The following is a 2,562-nucleotide window of genomic DNA, read 5'->3' as shown; positions in this document are numbered from 1 at the left end:
TCACTGCCGGTGAAGTCCCCGATCCGAAGGACGCTCCGCCGAGTGCAGTTTCGTGTTAAGGCCCGCGATTCCACCTTTGCTTATTGTCGGATTATTTCCTGTTTCTTACTTGTTTATTTCCGGTGCCGTCCGTGGCGTGTTCGAGATACATCGGTTACTGTTCCGACCATGACGGATGCCGCGACGCGCGGCGGGACCCTGCGGACGCCTCCCGCACCTGCGTGGAGTGCGGGCCTACCGCGCACGCGGACGTGAACGCGGTGGTCAACATCCTCTGGGTCGGGCTGGCTTCTGATCACTCGCTATGACCTTGACGATCTTGTCAGTGCCGTGACGGTGGCGCATCACGGCCTGCTCCGGATCCGTTCGGCGACGAACGTGTCCTCGGCCGGCTCACCGTCTTGGCCGATCCCGGCCGGCCAGGCGGGCGCCCCGCGGGCTGTCACTGTTCGGGCGGTCCCGCACTGTTCGGGCGGTCCCGTGAAGATCAGCGCATGGGTTCGCCGGTGCGTGAGCTCCGCTCCTCGCGGGCCGCCTGCCCGGGAAGCGGGCGGGCCGGCACCCCGGCCGCGGGACGGCCCGCGACGGCGTCCTCGGGCAGCGGAGTGTGCCGGATCTCCTCCAGATCCTCGGCGGACTCGACGGAGATCCGCGGCAGGACCCGGTCGAGCCAGGCTGGTACCCACCAGTTCGCCGTGCCGAAGATGTGCATCAGCGATGGCACCAGCACGGTCCGGATGATGAAGGCGTCGATGAGGATCGCCGTCGAGAGCCCGAGGCCCATCAGCTTGATCACCCGTTCGTCGCCGAGGATGAACGAGGCGAAGACCAGGATCATAATCGCGCCGGCCGCGGAGATGACCCGGCCGGTCTCGGCCTGGCCGAGCGAGACGGCGATCCGGTTGTCCCGGCGCGCGGTCCACTCCTCGTGCATCCGGCTGACCAGGAACACCTCGTAGTCCATGGACAGGCCGAACAGGATCGCGAAGAGGATCACCGGGATGAACGCCTCGACCGGGCCGCCGCTGATGCTGAACAGTGACGCGCCCCAGCCCCACTGGAACACCGCGACGACCACGCCGAAGGCCGCCCCGACCGCGAGCAGGTTCATCAGCGAGGCGGTCAACGGGACCAGCAGGCTGCGGAACACCGCCACCAGCAGCAGGAAGGCGAGGAGAACCACGATCCCGATGAACAGCGGCAGCTTGCCCGACAGCGTGCTGGAGAAGTCCTCGAAGATGGCTGTGATGCCGCCGACGTAGATGCCGGTGCCGGCCTGGTTCGCCTGCGGGATCACGTGGTCGCGCAGCTGGTTGAGCAGCTTCGAGGTCGCCTCGGCCTGCGGGCTCGTCGTCGGGTACAGGGTGGCGATCGCCGCCTGCCCGTTGGGGCTCGGCCGCGGAGCCGAGACGGAGGCGACGCCCGGTGTCGCGCGAGCCGCTGCCACCACGGCGTCGAGGCTTGCCGTGTCCCGCGGCGAATGGATCTCGGCGACGATGCTGAACGGGCCGTTGAACCCCGGTCCGAAGCCCTCGGCCAGCAGGTCGTAGCCGCGCTTGGTGGTCTTGGAGGGGTCGCCGTTGCCGAGGTCGGACGAGCCGAGCCGCAGCGAGAAGAACGGGATCGCGATGACGGCGATGACCACCGCGCTGACCACCGCGAACAGCTGGGGCCGTCCCTCCAGCCGCTTCGCCCAGTGCCACCAGAAGCCCGAGGTGCTTTCGTGCACCGGGCCATCCTCGGCCAGCCTGCGCCGGTCGCGCCGGTTGAGCACCTTCATGCCGTAGAAGCCGAGCAGAGCCGGCAGCAGGGTGACTGCCGCGGTCATCGTCATCGCCACGGCCACCGCCGCCGAGATCGCCACGCCGTAGAGGAAGCTCACACCGAGTGTGAACATGCCGAGCAGCGCGATGCAGACGGTCATGCCGGCGAAGAGCACGGCGCGCCCGGAGGTGTTGACCGCGGTGACCGTGGCCTCCTCCGGGCTCTTGCCGGCGCGTAGGCCGATGCGGTGCCGGTTGACGATGAACAGGGCGTAGTCGATGCCGACGCCCAGTCCGATCAGGGTCGCGAGGACCGGGCTGAACTCGGCGATCGTGAGGACGTGGGAGAGCAGGATGATCAGGATGCTGCCGACCCCGAGGGCCATGATGGCGGTGATCAGGGGCAGGGTGACGGCCAGCAACGAGCCGAAGGCGACGAAGAGGATGATCGCCGCGGCGATGATGCCGATCAGCTCGCTGTAGCTCTGCTCCTGCTGCTCGATGACCGCGACGACCTGACCGGTCGCCTCCACCTGCTGGTCGTCCCTGCCGTAGCTTCGAGCGATGTCGACCAGCTGCTCGATGTTCTCCTTGGGCAGCTCGATGCCCTGCAGGTCGAAGTTGACGGTCGCGAAGGCTGTGTGCCCGTCTTTGCTGATCTGGGCGGCGCCCCGCGGGCCGTAAGGGCTCGTGACCTCGGTGACGTGCGGGATCTTGGCGAGCCTGCCGAGCATCTCGCTGGCCGGATCGGAGATGGCCCGATCGGTGATGCGAGCTTTGTCACTGTGCAGCACGATGT

Annotated in this window: 1 protein-coding gene; it reads right to left on the bottom strand. The window is 67.8% G+C overall.

Annotation, left to right across the window (positions count from 1 at the left end; translation table 11 throughout):
• Positions 1–487: 487 nt before the first annotated feature.
• On the bottom strand, positions 488–2,562 hold a 2,075-nt coding region (locus ACY45C_RS18835; RefSeq protein WP_462188897.1), incomplete at its 5' end, for an MMPL family transporter.

The sequence above is a fragment of the Frankia sp. CcWB2 genome (assembly GCF_977927585.1).
Note: the sequence above shows the minus strand (reverse complement) of the source record. Positions and strands in the feature narration are given on the sequence as shown.